Origin of the sequence: Streptomyces sp. Inha503 (assembly GCF_047215865.1) — a bacterium.
GTDB lineage: Bacteria > Actinomycetota > Actinomycetes > Streptomycetales > Streptomycetaceae > Streptomyces > Streptomyces lycopersici.
In genome coordinates this window covers 7340170-7358225 of record NZ_CP178360.1, presented here as the reverse complement: position 1 = coordinate 7358225, position 18056 = coordinate 7340170, and the positions used below count along the sequence as shown (strand labels likewise).

Genomic DNA, 18056 nt, shown 5'->3' with positions numbered 1-18056 from the left:
CGATGGAAGCGGTGGAGGCGATGGGGGAAACGCCGAGGGACGGCGAGGGCGGTCGGCGCGTCGAGCTGAGCGGGGTGCCCGAGACCCTGCTGTGGAACCTCTATATGCGGGCCGCCGAGGCCCGCCGGGCGCGGACCGTGCTGGACGACCCCAAGGCCGTGGAGCTGGTCGACCGCGTCGACTACCCCTTCGAGGAGACCTTCGGGGCGCCCAGCCCGCTGCTGGCGCAGGGCCACGCGCTGCGGGTCCGCACCTTCGACAGCGCCGTACGGGCCTTCCTGGACGAGCATCCGGACGGCACGGTCGTCACGCTCGCCGAGGGTCTGGAGACGCAGTTCTGGCGGGTGGACAACGGGCGGGCGCGCTGGCTGTGCGTGGAGCTGCCGGAGACCGCCGAGGTGCGGCGGGCGCTGCTGCCGGACGAGGAGCGGCGGCGCACCCTCGCCCGCTCGGCGCTCGACCTGTCCTGGCGGGACGAGGTCGATCCGGCGCGCGGGGTGCTGATCACCGCGCAGGGGCTGCTGATGTATCTGCGGCCGACCGAGGTGAAGGACCTGATCGCGGGGTGCGCCGAGCGGTTCCGGGGCGGGGCGCTGGTCTTCGACGCGGTGCCGCGGTGGTTCAGCGCCCGGACGCTGCGCGGCGAGTTGCGCACCGCCCAGGGCTATCAGGCGCCGCCCATGCCGTGGGGCATGGACGCGGGTGAGCTGCCGAAGGTGCGGACGGCCCATCCGGCGATCACGGACGTGCGCGAGGTGCCGCCGCCGCGCGGGCGGGGGTTCTACTACGGGGCGGTGGCGCCGCTGATGCGGTGGCTGCCCGCGGTGCGGAATCTGCGGCCGACGATGACGGCGATAGCCCGCTTCTCGTGACGGTCCCCGTTCTCGTGACGGTCTCCCGGCCCGCCGCTCATCCCGCCGGTTCGGCGAGGACCCTGGTGAGGTTCTTGAGCACCGAGGGCCAGCCGCGGCCCATCCCGTCGAGGGCCTTCCTGCCCAGCGGGGAGTCGAGGTCGAACCCGGCGTGTTCGAGGAGGAGCCGGGTGCCGGCGCCCTCCGGTTCGAGGCGCCAGGTGATGGTGGTGTCGAGGGTGGTCTCGGCGAACCGGTAGCTCAGCAGCCGCTCCGGCTCGACGGCGATCACCTCGCAGGGCTGCTCTCCCCAGGACCCCATGTCGAGCGTGAAGCGGTGGCCGACCTCCGCCCGCACATCGCCCGCGGCCCACCACCGCGCGTGCAGCCGCGGATCGGTGAGGGCCTGCCACACGACGGCCGGGGGGTGGGGCAGGAACTGGTCGCAGTGGATGGCATCGGGCTCGGTCATGGGTTCTCCTCGTCGAGGACGTCGCGCAGCGCGTGGAGCCGGGCGCGCCAGTAATGCTCGAAGGGATGCAGCCACTGCCGCACCTCGGCGAGCGGATCCGGCTCCAGGTGGTAGTACCGCTGCCGCCCCCGCGGCTCCTCCCGTACGAGCCGGGCCAGCCGGAGCACCTGGAGATGTTCCGAGATCGCCGGTCTGCTCAGCTCGAACTCGCCCGCGAGGTCGTTGACGGCGCGGGGGCCGTCCCGGAGGCAGTCGAGCAGCTTGCGGCGCACGGGGTTGGCGAGCGCGCTGAAGACGTCTGTGGGCACGGCTCGGAGATTACGTCGGGGATTCCCGACGCGTCAACATTTCCCGACGCGTCGGAATTCGGAGCGAAGGCAGCCCCCGAGGGTGCCCATCACTCCGGCGGGACGCTGTACCGCTCCAGGGCCGCCTTGGAGACCGAGGTGTCCATGAGGCGCAGCTCCCATGGGCCGGTGTTGACGTCGAAGTCCTTGCCGAAACCGACCCACTTGCCAGCCATGCGGCGGCTGGTCGGCTCCACGAGCATCTGAAGCGCGCCGTGGTAGCACGCCCCCTGGTAGTAACCGCCGGTGGCCGTCTGCTCGGTCCAAGTGCCCGTGACCACGCTCCGGTCAACGGTGAGGTCCAGGGAGAGCGGGGAGTCCGGGTTCAAGGACGCTCCGTTGAGTGACCGCCCGGTCAGGCGATTGCCGTGCTGCACGAGCACCACGTAGTGCCTGCCCTCGAAGACGTCCTCGCGCCCCGACGAGTAGTACTCGTACCGGGAAAGCCAGACGCCACCGTAGTTCTCCGCCGCCGTCTGCTGGCCCGCCCGGGTGTCGGCGGAGGCGGGAGCCACACCCTCCGCGCTCGGTGTCATGTCATGCCCTCCTGCTCCATCGCCATGGGCACCTGCGGGGCGAATCCCAACGACTCGATCGGCGCCCCTGTGACCCTCTCCAGCGCGCGGATGTAGACCGGCCTCGGCGATCTGCTGATACCGGATTCCCAGCGTTGGATCACCCGCTTGCTGGCCTCGTTCGGCTCGCCTGATTCGACACCTGCCCGGCGGAGCGCCCTTGCCAAGTCGTCCTGGCTCATCCGCAGGCCGATCCGCACGGCCCGCAGCGCGTCATTCGGTGCGTGCACCTCGGTCGTCATGACGTCCACGCTAGCGGTGTCCTGGGCAATGGCGGCACAGACGGCACGGCTCAGTGAACGAGGGCCAGCGGTCAGAATGGACAGGTGAGACGCCCGATAGACCTCGCCACCCTGTACCAGCCCTGGCCGCCGTCCCCGTTGCAGGACGTACCGGACGAGTGGCTTGCGCGCCGGGGCGTGGAGCTGCGGCTGAAGCGCGACGACCTCATCCACCCGCTGGTGCCGGGCAACAAGTGGCGCAAGCTCACCCCGAATCTGCGCGCGGCCGTCGAGCAAGGCCACACCCGGCTGCTCACGTTCGGCGGGGCGTACTCCAACCACATCCGGGCGGTGGCGGCGGCGGGAGCCGCGTACGGGCTGTCGACGGTCGGGGTCATCCGGGGCGACGAGCTGGCCGACGCGCCGCGCAACTGGTCGCTGGCGCGGGCCGAGGCACACGGCATGGAGCTGGCCTTCGTCACCCGCTCCGCCTACCGCGAGACGCTGCGCGGCCTGGGTGAGGACGACCCGGGCCCCCTACGGGCGCTGGAGGAGCGGTGGGGGCGCGCCTATGTGCTCCCGGAGGGCGGTACGAACGTCCTGGCGGCGTGCGGGGCGGCGGAGCTCGTCGTGGAGCTGCCCGACCTGGGGCGGGGGCCGGGCGATGTGGTGTGCTGCGCGGTGGGCACCGGAGGCACGCTGGCCGGGATCGCCGCCGCGCTCCCGGCTGGTGCGCGGGCGGTGGGGTTCGCCGTCCTGAAGGGGGCGGAGGGGTACCTGGAGCGCGAGGTGGCCGCGCTGCACGAGCGGGGGTGGGGGCGGGCCTTCGGCAACTGGCGGATCGAGCACGGCTACCACGGCGGCGGCTACGGACGGGTCCCGGCGGAGCTGGAGGCGTTCGCGGCGGAGTTCGAGGCGCGGCACGCGGTCCGGCTGGAGCGGCGGTACGTGGCGAAGCTGCTGTGGGGTGTGTACGGGCTGGTGGAGCGGGGCGAACTGGCCCCGGGCAGCCGGGTGACGGCGGTGGTGACGGGGCCTCCGGATCCGGCGGAGCGAGTGGATCCGGGCAGCAGTGCGTAGCCGCCCGACGGACGGGCCGTTCGTCGGCCCGCTCCAGGCCGCTCCGTTCGACCCCGGGTAGCCCCGGCCGCCGCCGGCGTACGGTCACAGCTCGACGTGCAGCCCGTCGTGGGCGACGTCCCAGCCGCTCAGATCCTCGGCCAGCGCTGTCGGGGACAGATGAGTGAGCAGCAGCCGTCGGCAGGTGAAACGGTCGCGGTGGCGCGCGAGCGTGTCGAGGTCGAGATGCCAGCGGATGGGGCGCGGGCTGTAGCCCTCGCACAGGAACAGCCCGACGCCGTCCGCCGCGTCGAGCAGGGCATCGGTCCACTCGGTGTCGCCCGAGTAGGCCATCGCTCCGCTCGGCCCCTCCACCCGTAGCGCGTAGGCGGGGGCTCCGGAGGCGTGCCGCACCTCGAAGGGGGTCGCTCGCAGGGGCCCCAGTTGCCTGGGGCACCGGTCGGCGTGCTCCATGACGTGGACGTCGAAGCGCCGTCGCACCCCGCTCGAGCCGGGGAACAGCGCTTCCATCGCCCGCGTCAGCCGGTCACCGGTCCCGGGCGGGCCGACCACGGTCAGATCACGGGTGCGGCGCCGGAACTGCCCGTCGAGGACGAGGAAGGGCAGACCGCCGAAGTGGTCACCGTGCAGATGGGTGACCAGGGCCGTGTCGATGTCGTTGGGCTCGATCCCCTGCTGACGCATCGCCGTCAGGCTGGTCGCGCCGCAGTCCACCAGGACGTGGGGCGGGCCGGTCGGGTCGGGGGCCACCGCCAGGCAGGTCTGGAACCGCCCGCCCGAGCCGAACGCGTCACCGCTGCCCACGACCGTCACCCGCATCCGCGCATCGTCGCACGGCCGGGGCGCACAGGGCACGGGGTCGGCCGAAGGTGATCAGTCGGGGATGCGGAGGCGCATGACTCTCGTCGCCGCGTGGCGGACCGTGCCTTCCTGGCGGACCTCGACGGTCAGGTCCGGGGCGATGGGGCGGTAGGCGATCTCGGCGCCGACCCGGTCCAGGGCGGTGGGGAGTTCGGCGGGCGGGGGCCGGTGGTCGGGCAGGTCGCGCAGGGCCGTGCCGAGCTGGGCGCGGACGGCCGTGGAGAGCGGGGCGGAGATCAGGGGCACGTCGTCGCCCGGGAGCACCAGCGCGAGGGCGCGCGGGCGGAGGCGGGGGCCGACGACGCCGACGACCACGGCGTCACGGGTCTCCGAGTGGCGCACCTTCCGCCAGTGGCGGCCCGGCCGGTAGGGCTGGTCCAGCTCCTTGATGACCAGGCCCTCGATGCCGATCTCCAGGAGCGACTCGTACCAGGTGGCGGCGAGCTCCGGATCGGTCGTCATCGGCACGGCCTGGAGCGGTGGGCCGAGCGGTTCGAGGAGCGCCATCAGCCGGGCGCGACGCTGTTCGTACGGAAGCGGCCGCAGATCCTCCGCGCCGATCGCGAGCAGGTCGAAGGCGGCGTAGGAGGCGGGCAGTTCCCGGGCGAGCCGCCCCGCCCGGGACTCGGACGCGGCGAAGGCGCGCTTCTGGACGGCGGCGAAGTCCGTACGGCCGCCCGCCCACACCACCACCTCACCGTCGAGGACCGTACCGGGCGGCAGCGGCCGCGCGGCGGCCGCCAGGTCGGGGAAGGCACGGGTGATGATGCGGCCGGAGCGGGCCTGCATCCTTACGGTGTCCCTCAGCCGGAAGATCAGCAGCCGATGGCCGTCGAACTTGGGCTCGTACGCCAGCCGCCGTCCGGGCGGGGCGGTGGGCAGGATCGGGACGACACGGGCCAGCGCCACCTCCACGGGTGGCTGAAGGGGCGGCTGCTCGTGGGAGGACGAGGTCATCGGCCGGCCGCGCCTTCGTCGTCGCCCTGGCCGTCTTCCCCGTCCTCGTCTACGGCCTCCTCGCCCTCCCCTTCCACGGCGGCCTCGCCCGTCGGCAGCGGGCGCCCCTCCGCCGGGTCCAGCAGCGCGGCGAGCAGATCCCCGTGGCGGTCGAGCCGCGCGGGGATGTCGTCGATCAGGAAGGTCAGCTCCGCGGCGTCGCCGCACGCCTCGACCTCCTCCCAGGTGACGGGCGCGGAGACGGCCGGTTCGGGGACGGCGCGGGGGGTGTACGGGGCGGCGGTGGTCTTCGCGGCGGCGTTCTGGCTGAAGTCCACGTACACCTTCCCGGGCCGCAGCGAGCGGGTCATCTTGCGGATGACCAGGTCCGGCATGGCGTTCGCGGCCTCCAGGGCCAGCCGTCTGGCGTAGGCGGTGGTCTGCCGGGAGGGGGTCGGCTCCACCGGCACCAGCAGATGCAGCCCCTTGGAGCCACTGGTCTTCGCGTACGCCGTAAGGCCGTCGGCGGCCAGCCGTTCGCGCAGCCATACGGCGACGGCTCGGCAGTCCACGATCGTGGCGGGCGGCCCGGGGTCGAGGTCGAAGACGAGCCGGTCGGCGATGCCCACGCCCTGGTCGATCCGCCACATCGGGGTGTGGAGCTCCACCACGAGGTTGGCCGACCACATCAGCGAGGGCAGGTCCTGGATCACCACCTGCCGCGCGGTCTCCCCCTTATGGCGGGTGACCTCGGCCGTCGTCACCCAGGAAGGCGTGCCCGGAGGTGGGTTCTTGGTGAAGAACTTCTGGCCGTCGGGGCCGTCCGGGTAGCGCAGGAACGCCAGCGGCCGCCCGCGCAGATGGCCGAGGAGCGCGTCCGCGGTCGACGCCAGATAGTGCAGCAGCTCGCCCTTGGTGGTGCCGGTGGCCGGATGGATGACCTTGTCGAGGTTCCTGAGCGTGATCCGCCGCCCCTCCACCTCCGCGATCGGGGACATACGATAAGAATCTCACGAAAGGGATCAAGCATGCGATCTATCTGGAATGGGAACATTTCCTTCGGCCTGGTGAGCATTCCGATCAAGATCTATCCGGCCACCGAGGACCACTCGATCTCGTTCCGGCAGATCCACACCCGCGACAACGGCCGCATCCGCTACCGCAAGGTCTGCGAGCTCGAGGACAAGCCGGTCGAGTCGGGCGAGATCGGGCGGGCGTACGAGGACGCGGACGGCGCACTGGTCCCGATCACCGAAGAGGACCTCGCGGCGCTTCCGCTGCCCACCACCCACACCCTGGAGATCGAGGCGTTCATCTCCGCCTCCGAGATCGATCCGCTCCAGATGGGCGACGCCTACTACCTGGGCACCAGCGGCGCCGCCGGGGCCAAGCCGTACACCCTGCTGCGCGAGGCGCTCAAGCGCAGCGAGAAGGTCGCCATCGCCAAATACGCCCACCGCGGCCGCGAGCGGCTGGGGATGCTGCGCGTCGTGGGCGACACGATCGCGCTGCACCGGCTGCTCTGGCCGGACGAGGTGCGCGAGCCCGCGGGGGTGGCCCCCAAGGAGAAGGTCACCGTGAAGCCGGCGGAGCTGGACCTCGCGGACACCCTGATGCAGACGCTCGGAGAGGTGGATCTGAACGATCTGCGGGATGAGTACCACGAGGCGCTGGAGGAACTGGTCGCGGCGAAGGTGTCCGGCGCCACGCCCACCGCCGAGCCCGGTGAGCGGCCCGCGGGCGCGCAGGTGGTCGACCTCATGGCCGCGCTGAAGGAGAGCGTCCGCAGCGCCAAGGAGGCCCGGGGCGAGGAGGCCGGGGAGGCCGCCGAGGCCCCGGAGGGCGAAGCCGGGGAGGAGGCGGAGGCGACGGTCCACGAGCTGCGCGGCCGTAAGAAGGCACCGGCGAAGAAGGCCGCGTCGGCGAAGAAGGCGCCCGCGGCCGAGAAGAAGACGGCGGCGAAGAGAGGCGGGACGAAGACGGCGAAGGCCGCGGAGGCGGAGCCGGCGGGGAAGAAGCAGACGGGCACGAAGAAGGCCGCGGCCAAGAAGACGGCGGCCAAGAAGGCCACCGCGAAGAAGCAGACGGGCAAGCGCGGCACGCGGACCGCCTCCTGAGGCGGGCTTTCCCCTACCCGCCCCTTCCCGAACCATGGGGCTCCGCCCCCTGGACCCCGGATGGGCTGATTTCAGCCCCTCCGGCGATTGAGGAGCGGGGTCCGGGGCGGAGCCCCGGTTGTGGGAAGGGGCGGGTAGGGGAAAGCCCGCCTCAGGAGGCGGTCCGGTGCGTACCCGGGCCCCGGCGCGGCACGCGCCTCAGCGGAAGTCGGCCATGTGGTCCTCCACCCACTGGGCGAACGTACGCCCGGGACGGCCCGTGATGCGCTCCACCTCCGGCGAGATCGTCTGCGGCCGGTCCACCAACTCCGCGAAGACCCGCAACAGCGAGTCCGCCATCTCCGGCGTGACGAACCCGCCGGACATCCGCTCCCGCGCCGCCTCATGCGGGATCTCCTCGTACCGCAGCGGCCGCCCGATGGCCTCACCGATGACGCGCACCTGGTCGGCGAAGCTCAGCGACTCGGGTCCGGTCAGCTCGGGGGCCTTGCCGACCAGGTCGTCGGCGAGCAGGGCACGGGCGCAGACGGCCCCCATGTCGGCCTCGTGGATGAGCGCCATCTGCGCCCCGGCGTACGGCCCGTACACCACGTCCCCCGCCTTGATCTGGTCCACCCACTGCAACGCGTTCGCGGCGAAGCCGCCCGGGCGGACGAACGTCCACTCCAGCCCCGTGGCCTCGACCTCGTCCTCCAGGGCGCGGTGGCGGGCGCCGATCGGGTTCGTCTGCGGATCGACATCGTCCAGGACGGAGGACGAGGAGAGCATCACGATCCGCCGCACCCCGCTCGCCTTGGCCCGTTCGAGGATCTTCTCGGACCCGACCTGCCAGACCACCGCGGGGTTGAGGAACAGCGCCGTGGCACCGTCCAGGGGCAGCTCGTCGGTGCGGGCCGCCCGCACGCCCTCCGGCAGCCGGGCCGCCTCGGGGTCACGGGTGAGCGCGAGCACGTCGGCGCCCGCGTCGGCCAGGTGCTTCACCACATGGCTGCCGACGTTTCCGGTGGCTCCGGTCACCACGAACATGATCGATCTCCTTGCCTGTCCTGTTGCCTGTCCTGCGATCCCGTACGTAACCGCAGCCAGGTTCATCCAAACGGATGAACTTGTCAAACAGTTAGATGAGAGCATGACGGGTACCCCGGCTAGCCTGTCCGGGCCGACAGCCGGTCCAGGCCGACAGCCGGTCCGGGCCGAGGAAGAGGAGATGACGACGATGCACGGGACGTCCAAGAGGCCCCGCCGCGCCGCCACGCCCGAGGAGCGCAAGCAGTGCCCGGAGCGCTCCCGGCAGCTGCTGCTTGAGGCGGCCATGGACGAGTTCTCCGAGAAGGGGTTCGCGGGCGCGCGCGTCCAGGACATCGCGGACCGTGCGGGCCTCAACAAGCAGCTGATCACCTACTACTTCGGCGGCAAGGAGGGCCTCTACCGGGAGCTGGGCCGCGAGTGGCTGCGGCGCGAGGCGACCTTCAACGACCCCGCGGTCCCCTTCGAGGAGCTGGTCGTCCGCTACCTACGGGAGGCCTTCGACGACCCCCGCGGCATCCGGCTGGCCATCTGGCAGGCGCTGACCGGTGAGGTGGGGGACGAGCCGCGCGAGGACCTGTCCGATATGCGGCGCCGGCAGGCGGCGGGCGAGCTGGCGGACGACCTCGACCCGGCCGCCGTGCTGCTGATGTGCTACGCCATGGTCTCCGCACCGGCCACCATGCCGCACGCCGTCCGCCAGATCTTCGGCATCGAGCCGGACTCGCCGGAGTTCCGGGAGCGGTGGGAGGAGCAGCTGCGCCGCGTCATCCGCCACCTCGCCGCGTAACCGCACGCCGCACGACGCACGCCCCGCGCCCCACGCCCCACGCCCCACGCCCTACCGTCGGCTTCGGCTCACTCGGTCACCCCGTCGATCTGGAACGTCTGCACCGACTTCTCGGCGAACGGAACGCTCAGCCGCTTCCCGTCCAGCGCCGTGTCCCGGCGCGCGGTGTAAAGGTCGCCGGTGCCCGAGGTCTGCGTGGACCAGCGCGGCACCAGGCCGCCCGTGCCCCCGGTGACCTGGCCGAAGCGGGACAGGTCGAAGGTGAGCGTCTGCGCGGCGCCGGGGTTGACGGCGACGAGCACGAGCCGCCGCGCCCCCGGGTCGTACGCGGCGACCGCGTGGTCCGAGCCGGTCTCCAGGATCCGCATCCCGGGGCGGATGTGGCGGGTGAACTGCGCGAGCACGTAGTACTTGGTCTGCACGGCGCCGGGCTGGGCGGTGTCCGGGTCGTAGTGGATCAGCGCCCAGCCGGCGCTGGGATCCATGACCTGCCAGTAACACCACGCGGTGGGGTGCAGCCAGTGGAAGTCCAGGCAGAGGTTGGTGGCCAGGGTGAGGCCGGTGCCGTCCTTGTCGCCGGTCTCGGAGTTCCACAGCTTCTTGCCCGCCGCGCGCACATCCGCGTACAGCAGGTCGCGGCGGCCGCCCGAGCCCTGGTAGCCGTGCACGTTGACCTGGTCGACCAGGGCGCGGGTGGCGGTGTCGAACGAACTCCAGGTGGTGCGGGCCAGGTCGTAGCTGGTCTCGTCCGACGCCGAGATCCGGGTGCCGGTCAGGCCGCGCGCGTCGAGCTCGGCGCGGAGGTGGCCGAGGACGGTCCGCTGGACCGCCGCGTCGATGTGGCAGCCCTCCTGGGTGCCGTCCGCCTTCCACCACGCCGACGACGGCTCGTTGAACGCCTCGACGGTGGCGAAGCGGACGCCCCAGTGGTCCTGGGCGTAGCGGGCGGTGGTGGCGAGGTAGAGCGCGAACTGGCGGTAGTTCCAGGACTGGAGGTTGTTGCCGCCGTCCGCCGCGCCGGACGGGTTGTGGTTGAGACACATCCACCACATGGGTGAATTGGAGAACAGCTCGCTGACGGCGCCCCGCTGGACGGCCTTGGTCAGCGCCGCCCGCTGGACCGCGTCGGCGTTCCAGTGCCAGGCGGCGGAGGCCGGGTCCTCGCTGTTCCAGTCGTGCCAGTAGCCCTCGATCTGCTTGAACCGGGGGATGTTGGGCGAGGCCACCATGGACTCGCCGCCCACGCTGGTCCAGGAGCAGCCACCGAGGTTGTAGCGGGCGATGTTCAGCCCGAGACCGGGCAGCGAGCGGACGCCGTAGCCCACCGACTTGGTGGTGAAGAAGAGATCGGCGAAGTCGTCCCGCTGCCCGAAGAGATTGGCCCACCAGGCGAGCGAGGTGCCCCAGCCCTCCCAGGCCCCGTGGTCGGTGCCGGGGTCGACGCCGATGGTCTCGTCGGCCCAGGCGGTGCCGGTCGTGAGGGCGGTCCCGAGCACGGTGGTGCCCGCCGCCACCAGAAGCGTTCTGCGCCGCATCGTCAGTCCCCTCCGCCGCACCGGCCCCCGTCGCTTACGAAGACTCGGGGCAGCGGCGGGCGTTGTCGAGAGGCGTGACAGCGCTTTCTACGGACGGGCCGCGCTTCCCACGGGGCGGGCCGAGGCTTACCCGGTGACGGGCGGCCCGAAAATCGGTTGCCTCCGCCCGCCCCCGTGTCCAGGATGTCCGCGACCTCACGTCTACGAGGCAGCTACGAGACATCTACGAGCAGGAGCAACCGATGCGCCGATTCCTCGGAACGACTCAGTGCCCCCACCGGACGACCGTTTTCGAGGACCTCAGCATCCATGCCCAGCTCTCCACGGGTCTCCCGGACCCTCAACATCGGTGTGCTCGCCCATGTCGACGCCGGTAAGACCAGCCTGACCGAGCGGCTGCTCTACGACGCCGGGGTGATCGACCGGCTCGGCAGCGTCGACACCGGGGACACCCAGACCGACACCGGCGAGATCGAGCGGCAGCGCGGTATCACCGTGCGTACCGCGGTCGCGTCCCTCACCGCCGGGGACACCCAGATCAACCTGATCGACACCCCCGGCCACTCCGACTTCATCGCCGAGGTCGAGCGCGCCCTCGGGGTGCTCGACGGCGCGGTGCTCGTGCTGTCCGCCGTCGAGGGCGTCCAGGCGCAGACCCGGGTGCTGATGAAGACGCTGCGGCGGCTGCGGCTTCCGGTGCTGCTCTTCATCAACAAGATCGACCGTGCGGGCGCCCGCGACGAGGGGCTGCTCACGGACGTCCGGCGCGCCCTGGCCCCGCATCTCGTCCCGCTGACGTCGGTACGGGACCTGGGCACGCGGAACGCCCGCGTCCGGCCGTACTCCCTGGACGATCCGGGGGTGCGCGCGGAGGCGGCCGAGGTGCTGGCCGAGACCGATGACGCGATGCTCGCGCGGGTCGTGGACGGTCCGCTCCCCTCGGCCGAGGAGGTGGGCGCGGTGCTCGCGGCCCGTACGGCGGACGGGCTGGTGCATCCGGTCTTCTTCGGCTCGGCGCTCAGCGGCGAGGGCGTCGGGGCGCTGGTCGAGGGGGTGGCCCGGCTGGTGCCGCCCGCGCCGGGCGGCGCGGAGCCGCGCGGCACGGTCTTCGCCGTGGAGCGCGGCGGAAGCGGCACGGGCGGGGCCCGTAACGGTCGTGATGGCCGTGGCGGCCGTACGGCCTATCTGCGGCTGTTCTCCGGCGAGGTGACGCTGCGCCAGCGGGTGACCCTGCACCGCCGCGAGCCCGGCGGCGCCCTGACCGAGCACACCGGGCAGATCACCGCGCTGGAGGTCATCGGAGCCGCGGGGGCCGCGCGCGGGCCGCTGACCGCCGGGAACATCGCAAGGATCAAGGGGCTGCCCGGGGTCCGGGTCGGCGACCGGCTCGGGCCCGTCCACGAGGTCCCGTCGGACCGGCGGCACTTCGCCGCGCCCAGCCTCCAGACCCTCGTCCGCGCCCGCGAGCCCGGCGCCGCCGCCGCGTCCCGGCTGCATACCGCGCTGCTCGACCTGGCCGACCAGGATCCGCTGATCCACGCGCGGGCGATGCCGGGCGGGGCCACCTCGGTACTGCTGTACGGGGAGGTGCAGAAGGAGATCATCGCGGCCACGCTGGTCCAGGACTACGGCATCGAGGCGGACTTCGAACCGAGCCGTCCGGTGCTGGTCGAGCGCCCCTCCGGGGTCGGCGAGGCCACCCGCGAGATCGCCCGGGTCGGCCACACCGGGCCCTGGGCGACCGTCGGGCTGCGCGTGGAGCCCACCGAGCGCGGCGCCGGGGTGGTCTTCGGCTACGAGACCGAACTCGGCGCACTGCCCCGGGCGTTCCACAACGCGATCGAGGAGACCGTGTACGAGACGCTCTTCCACGGCCCCCGTGGCCGCTCGGTGACGGATTGCCGGGTCGTCCTCGTCCGCTCCGGGTTCATCGGCCCGCTGAGCACCGCGGCCGACTTCCGGGACCTCACCCCGGTGGTGCTCGGGGAGGCCCTGGAGCGCGCGGGGTGGCGGATCTACGAGCCGTACCACGCCTTCGAGCTGGAGCTTCCGGCCGAGACGCTCGCCGCGGTCACCGCCCACCTCGCCGCCGCCGAGGCGGACATCGGCGAGAGTGCGGACGGTGCCACGGGGTGGCTGCTGCGGGGCGAGCTCCCGGCCCGCCGGGTGCACGGTTTCGAGCGGGTCCTGCCCCGGCTGACACACGGCGAGGGGGTGTGGTGGTCCCGGCCGTGCGCCGACCGGCCGCTGCGCGCCGGGGCGGCGGCCCCGGGCCTCGGCTCCTAGCTCCTCCTGGCTCCTCCTGGCTCTAGACCTCGGGCGGCCCGACACGGGTGTAGACGACGCTGTTGCTGCTACCGCCAACCGTGACGACCTTTACGTTCACCGGCCCGGCGGGGCCGGACGGCGCGATGGCGGTGACCCAGGTGATCCGCGTGGCGGACACCACGGTGTACGACAAGGGCACGGCCGCGGCACCACCGAGGTTGGTACCCGGTGATGGTGACGGTCGTACCGCCCGCGGTGGACCCTTGGTTGGGCGAAGTGGGCATGGCGCCTTGCCCCCTGGGGTGAGGGCGGGGCGTGGACGGGACCGGGCGGGCTGGACCCGCTCGCGCTCACGGGAGTCCGGTGCGCGACCGCGGGCTTTGGGGCACCCGCCCGGTCCTCCTCGCGGTACGCCTGGCGCCCGGCTCCGGCGAGGGCGCGGCGCCCCCAGCGCCGAAAGAATCGACGGGAGTTCCACCGCACACTTTCAGTAATCCATCCGACGTAGCCCGCCACAAGAAGAGGTGACGCCACGTCACCCGAATGGCCGGGCGCGCGAACCCGGCGGCGCCGCACACCGGACGCGCCGGGCCCGCCGTCCCGCCCTGGACGGCCCTGACACGCCCCTCTCCGGTCCAGGGGCCGCCCCTCCCCCGACCCGGCGCCGCCCCTCCCCGGTCGCGGGCCCCGCCCCTCACCCGTTCCCGTGACCCATCCGACGGACGGGTCACTTCCGTACGTCCCGGGCGTATGCTCTTGCCACATGGGGGCGGAAATGGGCATTACCGCCGATGCGACCTCCAACGGGGGCACATGGCGGGTGAGGATCCGTAGTTCGGCCGGTGACGTCCTGGGCGCCGGAATCCTCCTGGGCAGCGAGACGGTGCTGACGTGCGCCCATGTGATCCCCGACGACGGGCTCCCGGTGCCCGCCACCGAAGTGCTGGTCGAGCTGGTCGAGGTGCACGAGGCCCGGCCCGTCCCCGCGCGCGTCGCCGACGGCTGCTGGGTGCCCCAGCGCTCCGACGGCTGCGGCGATGTGGCGCTGCTGCGGCTGGGCCGGCCGCAGCCCGCCGAGCACGCCGCGCCGCTCTACCGGCTGCCGCCCGTGCTCGGCCGGCCGGTGTGGATGGGCGGCTTCCCCAAGGGGCTCGACAACGGCCACTATCTGCGTGCGAAGACCGCCGGGCGGGTCGGCCCCCGGGCTGAGTGGGTGGGTCTCGACCCCAAGTCGCCCAGGGATGTGGTCCGTAAGGGCTTCAGCGGCGCCGGGGTGGAGGACGAGGCGACCCGGCATGTCATCGGCATGGTCGTCAGCCGGTACGACGACCCCGTCGACGTGCCCTCCGCCGAGCGCCTCAGCGTCTCCTACATGATCCCGGTCGAGACGATCGTGCGCCATCTGCCGGTGGTCCACCGCTGGGTGCGCGGGGACCCCGGGGTGGACCGGCCGCTGGTCTCCCCGCTGACCACCGGCGTCCAGGACATCGGCTTCGCCCAGCGGCTCGCCGTGTGGCTGCGCCGGGAGCCCCTGACCGGCCGCGCGGGCATCACCGACGTGGAGACCGTGGTCATCGAGGACGCCGACCACGCGCGGTACGAGGCGCTCAGCCGCGCCATCACGCTCGCCGACCGCGAGCTGTCGGGCGGCGGCCCCGACGAGGCGGTCTCGGCCGCGCCGCACGGCACCGTACCGCCGCTGGGCAGCGTGGACCTGGCCATCGACGTCACCAAGCGCACCGACACCGAGGTCGCGCTGCGGGTCGCGGACCGGATGGATCTGCGCTCGCCCGGCGACACCTCCCCGCTCAGCCGGGTCCGGGCCAACGCCGTGCCGCTCACCATCGTGGCCGTCGGTGTGGACCGGGCCCGCGACCCGGAGGCGCTGGTCGGCTTCATGAAGCTGCTCGCCGACCGGGGCAGCCGGCTGCTGCTGGTCTTCCGCGACCCCCACTCGAGCGGACTGCGGCTGGCCGAGCGGCTGTTCCGCCCCGAGGCGGCCCGGATCGACGCCTGGCTGGACGAGCTCGCCGGGCGGGTGGCGCTCGCCGCCGACCGCGAGCACGAGACGGCCGGGCGCGGGGCGCGCCGCTCGTCCTTATCGGACGCCGAGGACGCCACGGCGCTGCGGATCAACCTGACCCGGCTGCGCTCCGACCCCGAGCTGCGCTCCCACCGCATCGTCGCCAAACTGGCCGCGTTCGAGCACTCGGTGCGTGCGGTCGCCGAGCGGGCCGAGGAGACGCTGCGGGTGATCGACGCCCAGCAGCCGGCGGTCCAGGAGCTGAAGTGGCAGCTGGTGTCGTACACGGCGATGCTCGGGACCAAGACCGAATCCGAGCGGGCCGAGCTGATCCCGCTGCACCGCGCCGCGGTGCGGCTGCTGGCCGAGGTGCCCTGCGATCTGCCGGAGGCCCGCCGCGCCGTCGACCGGTTCGTGGCCGCCGTGCACACACCGCCGGAGGGGGAGGCGCCATGACGGGCCCGACGGATGGGGCGGTCTGCGACCGCCCGGACTGCCGCGGCGAGGGCCTGGGCCGGATCAACGCCCGGGGGTTCTGCTCGGAGTGCGGCCGCAGGCCCCCGCCCGCCGCCCCGGATCCCGCTCCCCCGCCCGCTGGGCCCGCCGCCCCTCTGACGTCCGAGTCGACGGCGACCACGGCCCGTGCCCGCCGCCGCGATGTGGCGCGGAAGTTCACGGTGCGACCGGCGGGTGAGGGCCTGCTGGACCTGCCCCGCGTCGAACTCCCCTCGCTGCGCGACCTGGTGATGGACGATCCGCATCCCCCCTCGCGCGGCCAGACCTGCGGCTGGGAGGGGTGCGACGCGGTCGTGGGCGCGCCCTACGCCGGACAGTCCGCGCTCTCCCGGGGCTACTGCCCGCGCTGCCGCCATCCGTTCGACTTCACCCCGCGGCTGAGCCCCGGCGATCTGCTGGGCGATCAGTACCGGGTGGTCGGCTGCGTCGGGTACGGCGGGCTCGGCTGGGTCTATCTCGCCGAGGACACCCAGCTGGACGACCAGCCCGTGGCCATCAAGGGCCTGATCAACAACGAGGACGAGGCGGCCCTGCGGGTGGCGGTCGAGGAGCGCCGCTATCTGACCATGCTCGACCACCCGGGCATCGTCCGGATCATCAACTACGTCACCCAGCCCGACCCCCGCGACGACGGCGCGCTCACGGGCTACATCGTGATGGAGTTCGTCGGCGGGATGACCCTCGCCCAGATCAAGGACCACATCGCGGACGCGGTGCGGCCGTACGACGGGCCGCGGCTGTATGAGCACATCCTGGCCTACGGCTGTCTGGTGCTGCGCGCGCTGGGCTATCTGCACGGCGAGAAGCTGCTGTACTGCGATCTCAAGCCGAGCAATGTGATGCACTACGAGGACCGGGTCAAGGTGATCGACCTCGGCGCGGTGCGGCGGCTGGGCCAGCGGGACGGCGGGCCGCCGGTGATCACGGAGGCGTTCGCCGCCCCCGAAGTGCTGGCCCGGGGCGCCTCCGCCCTCACCGAGCGCCATGACCTCTTCGGGGTCGGCAGGACGCTCAAGGAACTCTCGGACAAGGCCGCCCGGCAGACCCAGCGGCCGCCGGGCCTGGGCGCCGAGTCCTACCGCCGGGTGCTGGCCCGCGCCACCGCGGCCGACCCGGAGCGGCGGTTCGGATCGGCCGAGGAGATGTCCGAGCAGCTGTGGGGCGTGCTGCGGGAGATCCACTCGCTGCGGCTGAACCGGGAGCAGCCGCAGCCGTCCACGCTCTTCGCCCCCACCTCGGCGCTGCTGGACTCCTCGCTGGGCCGGATCCCCGGCCTGGAGCGCTGGCTGGACGGGGAGCCGCGCCCGCTGCTGGCATCCGGGCTGCCCCGGCCGGAGCGGGTGCCGCTCGGGCTGCCGGTGCCGTTCCCGGACGCGGCGGATCCCGGCGCGGCGCTGCTGGGCGTCCCGACCGACAGCGGGCCGCGGCGGCTGATCGAGCAGCTGCACGCCTTCCCCCGCCCCTCCGCCGAAATCCGGCTGCGCGTCTGCCGCGCCCGTCTGGAGCTGGATGAACGGGACGCGGCGGCCGATGAGTTGGCGAGCGCCGTCGAACTGATCGGCTCCGCCGCCCCGTACGACTGGCGGCTGTCCTGGCACCGCGCGCTGCTGCGGCTCGCGGACGGCGCGGTGGCCGACGCCCGGCGCGAGTTCGACGAGGTCTACAGCGCCCTGCCCGGGGAGTACGCGCCCAAGCTGGCGCTCGGCTACTGCGCCGAGCACCTGGGCGACCACGAGGCCGCCAAGCGGTTCTACGAGGCGGTGTGGCAGCGCAACCGCTCGCAGGGCAGCGCCGCCTTCGGGCTGGCCCGGCTCCGGCTCGCGGCGGGCGACCGGGGCGGCGCGGTGGAGATCCTGGGCGGGGTGCCGAAGGTCTCCCGCCACTACGACGCCGCGCGGATCGCCATAGTGCGGGTGCTGTCGGGGCGGCTGGGCCACCCCGACGCCCTGCCGACGGCCGAGGACCTGGCGGAGGTGCGCACGAGGCTGCCGCGGCTGTATCTGGACGAGGGGCGCGAGTCCGGCCCGGCCCGCGACCGGCTGACGGCGGAGTCGCTGGAGGTGACGCTGGACTGGGCGGAGCGGCGGTCCGGCGCCGGGGAGCAGCGGGGCGCGCCCGCTGGGGACGCCCGGTCAAGGCGCCGGGTGCGGAAGGGGCGCGCCGATCAGGGGCGCGCCGATCCGGCGGCTGATGCGCCCCGGAGGGGAACCGAACCCCGGTCACTGGTGTATGGGGAGTGGGAGGACGAAAGCGCGCTGCGCGGGGAGTTGGAGCTGACGCTGCGCCGGGTGGCCCGGCAGGCGGACAGCCCCGAGGCGCTCGGGGCGCTGATCGACCGCGCGAACGCCATCCGGCCCGTGACCCGCGTCTGACAGGGGGATCAGATGAACGAGGACCGCAGAAGGAGACAGCACGGCCCAGGCCCGGGGGGCGCGGGC

Annotated in this window: 15 protein-coding genes and 1 pseudogene; 7 read left to right on the top strand and 9 right to left on the bottom strand. The window is 73.1% G+C overall.

Features of this window, described 5'->3' with window-relative positions; genetic code table 11:
* Window positions 1-2 precede the first annotated feature (2 nt).
* The gene (locus ACJX2R_RS31030) at window positions 3-872 is read left to right on the top strand and encodes a class I SAM-dependent methyltransferase (RefSeq protein WP_413105981.1); all 870 of its coding nucleotides are present in this window, start codon (window positions 3-5) and stop codon (window positions 870-872) included.
* Window positions 873-909: 37 nt separating this feature from the next.
* Here the strand turns inward: ACJX2R_RS31030 and ACJX2R_RS31025 are convergent, their stop codons facing one another.
* From ACJX2R_RS31025 to ACJX2R_RS31015, 3 genes and pseudogenes are all read right to left on the bottom strand, one after another.
* Entirely contained in the window at window positions 910-1323 is a 414-nt protein-coding gene (locus ACJX2R_RS31025) for an SRPBCC family protein (protein WP_262700444.1), read from the bottom strand.
* The gene (locus ACJX2R_RS31020; protein WP_262700443.1) at window positions 1320-1631 is read right to left on the bottom strand and encodes an ArsR/SmtB family transcription factor; all 312 of its coding nucleotides are present in this window, start codon (window positions 1629-1631) and stop codon (window positions 1320-1322) included. Before ACJX2R_RS31020 ends, ACJX2R_RS31025 begins: the two co-directional genes overlap by 4 nt.
* 89 nt (window positions 1632-1720) lie before the next feature.
* Window positions 1721-2487: pseudogene (locus tag ACJX2R_RS31015) on the bottom strand (helix-turn-helix transcriptional regulator).
* An 84-nt stretch (window positions 2488-2571) separates the two neighbouring features.
* On the opposite strand from ACJX2R_RS31015, the gene ACJX2R_RS31010 reads away from it, so the two are divergent.
* Window positions 2572-3546, top strand: coding sequence for a 1-aminocyclopropane-1-carboxylate deaminase/D-cysteine desulfhydrase (locus ACJX2R_RS31010; RefSeq protein WP_413102808.1), 975 nt, complete (start codon window positions 2572-2574; stop codon window positions 3544-3546).
* Window positions 3547-3630: 84 nt separating this feature from the next.
* Here the strand turns inward: ACJX2R_RS31010 and ACJX2R_RS31005 are convergent, their stop codons facing one another.
* From ACJX2R_RS31005 to ligD, 3 genes are read right to left on the bottom strand one after another with little or no spacing between them, the layout of a single operon-like run.
* Window positions 3631-4365, bottom strand: a complete 735-nt coding sequence (locus ACJX2R_RS31005; RefSeq protein ID WP_413102807.1) for an MBL fold metallo-hydrolase — start codon at window positions 4363-4365, stop codon at window positions 3631-3633.
* A gap of 54 nt (window positions 4366-4419) precedes the next feature.
* The gene (locus ACJX2R_RS31000) at window positions 4420-5364 is read right to left on the bottom strand and encodes an ATP-dependent DNA ligase (protein WP_413102806.1); all 945 of its coding nucleotides are present in this window, start codon (window positions 5362-5364) and stop codon (window positions 4420-4422) included.
* The gene (gene ligD, locus ACJX2R_RS30995; protein ID WP_413102805.1) at window positions 5361-6341 is read right to left on the bottom strand and encodes a non-homologous end-joining DNA ligase; all 981 of its coding nucleotides are present in this window, start codon (window positions 6339-6341) and stop codon (window positions 5361-5363) included. Before ligD ends, ACJX2R_RS31000 begins: the two co-directional genes overlap by 4 nt.
* A 30-nt stretch (window positions 6342-6371) precedes the next feature.
* Here ligD and ACJX2R_RS30990 point away from each other — a divergent pair, with 30 nt between their 5' ends.
* The gene (locus tag ACJX2R_RS30990) at window positions 6372-7460 is read left to right on the top strand and encodes a Ku protein (RefSeq protein WP_413102804.1); all 1089 of its coding nucleotides are present in this window, start codon (window positions 6372-6374) and stop codon (window positions 7458-7460) included.
* Window positions 7461-7658: 198 nt separating this feature from the next.
* Here ACJX2R_RS30990 and ACJX2R_RS30985 read toward each other — a convergent pair whose 3' ends face one another.
* Window positions 7659-8486 (bottom strand): SDR family oxidoreductase, encoded by an 828-nt coding sequence (locus tag ACJX2R_RS30985; protein WP_413102803.1) that lies wholly within the window; start codon window positions 8484-8486, stop codon window positions 7659-7661.
* 181 nt (window positions 8487-8667) lie between these two features.
* On the opposite strand from ACJX2R_RS30985, the gene ACJX2R_RS30980 reads away from it, so the two are divergent.
* Window positions 8668-9276, top strand: coding sequence for a TetR family transcriptional regulator (locus tag ACJX2R_RS30980; protein ID WP_413102802.1), 609 nt, complete (start codon window positions 8668-8670; stop codon window positions 9274-9276).
* 68 nt (window positions 9277-9344) lie between these two features.
* Here the strand turns inward: ACJX2R_RS30980 and ACJX2R_RS30975 are convergent, their stop codons facing one another.
* Entirely contained in the window at window positions 9345-10811 is a 1467-nt protein-coding gene (locus ACJX2R_RS30975) for a glycoside hydrolase (protein ID WP_413102801.1), read from the bottom strand.
* A gap of 309 nt (window positions 10812-11120) precedes the next feature.
* Between ACJX2R_RS30975 and otr(A) the strand changes: the two genes are divergently transcribed.
* Window positions 11121-13097, top strand: coding sequence for a tetracycline resistance ribosomal protection protein Otr(A) (gene otr(A), locus ACJX2R_RS30970; protein WP_413102800.1), 1977 nt, complete (start codon window positions 11121-11123; stop codon window positions 13095-13097).
* A 22-nt stretch (window positions 13098-13119) separates the two neighbouring features.
* On the opposite strand, the gene ACJX2R_RS30965 is transcribed toward otr(A), so the two are convergent.
* Window positions 13120-13278: a hypothetical protein gene (locus ACJX2R_RS30965; protein WP_413102799.1), complete on the bottom strand. Its 159-nt coding sequence runs from the start codon at window positions 13276-13278 to the stop codon at window positions 13120-13122.
* 576 nt (window positions 13279-13854) lie between these two features.
* On the opposite strand from ACJX2R_RS30965, the gene ACJX2R_RS30960 reads away from it, so the two are divergent.
* On the top strand, window positions 13855-15558 hold the full coding sequence (locus ACJX2R_RS30960) for a S1 family peptidase (protein ID WP_413102798.1): 1704 nt from the start codon (window positions 13855-13857) through the stop codon (window positions 15556-15558).
* Window positions 15555-17990, top strand: a complete 2436-nt coding sequence (locus ACJX2R_RS30955; protein WP_413102797.1) for a tetratricopeptide repeat protein — start codon at window positions 15555-15557, stop codon at window positions 17988-17990. Before ACJX2R_RS30960 ends, ACJX2R_RS30955 begins: the two co-directional genes overlap by 4 nt.
* Window positions 17991-18056: the final 66 nt, after the last annotated feature.